The sequence below is a fragment of the Pantoea sp. ME81 genome (genome assembly GCF_903970985.1).
GTDB classification, from domain to species: Bacteria; Pseudomonadota; Gammaproteobacteria; order Enterobacterales; family Enterobacteriaceae; genus Pantoea; species Pantoea communis.
Genome location: NZ_CAJCKS010000374.1, coordinates 1 through 708, shown reverse-complemented (window position 1 = coordinate 708; position 708 = coordinate 1). Strand labels below are relative to the sequence as shown.

Sequence of the window (708 nt, the reverse complement as noted above, 5' to 3'; positions counted from 1 at the left end):
GGTTGTTGCGGGTGTCGGTACGCAGGCGGTAGTGCTTCTTCACCGGCCTGCCGTCGTGCAGCCCATAGCTCAGCTGCAAATCGCCTGTGACGTCCACGATCCCCCTGTCCGGCCAGACGCTGACGTCTTTCGGGTAGAACACCGAGCCACCGCTGTTGCCCTTGACGCGTGAAGCCTCATCGGCCAGCACGCCCTTAATGGATTTCTCCGCGCCGTCGCAGGCGCCCGCCAGGAGCATTTCGTGGCTGGCCTCGGCGTTTTTGTCGGAGATGTTGAGGCGCAGGTTGAGCCACGCCAGCGCCATCAGGCGCAGGTAGCGGGCGTCGCCGCGCTCGCCGGTAAAGCTGAACGGCGTGTCGGCGCCGTAGGGAACGATGATGGTCTGGCGGTTACTGAGGAGCTGATTCATCAGCGCGCGGTTATCACCGTAAAGGCGCCAGCACAAGGCCAGCGCGAGGATAGAGATAACGAGCAGCACCAGAATCGCCACGGCCATATTGCGGTTGCCCGCCGAACGCAGCTTTAATTCCATGATGTCTCCGGAAGGGGGTCAGGCGACCCAGTGCCGTTTGTAGCTGTCGGGCAGGATGCTGATGAAGAAGCGCATCACTGAGGTGGGCAGGCACCAGTACGCAAGGTTGAGGAGATACTGAGATCCGCGGCCTTTCTTGAGGTGACGTATTCCAACCACGGCGGCTAAGAGCGTGG

The 708-nt window shown here is 61.9% G+C and carries 2 protein-coding genes; both read right to left on the bottom strand.

Translation table 11 applies throughout. The features are described from left to right. On the bottom strand, window positions 1–532 hold a 532-nt coding region (locus tag H7A81_RS27460; RefSeq protein ID WP_182059364.1), incomplete at its 3' end, for a TraE/TraK family type IV conjugative transfer system protein. Window positions 533–550: 18 nt separating this feature from the next. After that, window positions 551–691: a type IV conjugative transfer system protein TraL gene (gene traL, locus H7A81_RS27455; protein ID WP_255479066.1), complete on the bottom strand. Its 141-nt coding sequence runs from the start codon at window positions 689–691 to the stop codon at window positions 551–553. Between the last annotated feature and the right edge of the window lie 17 nt (window positions 692–708).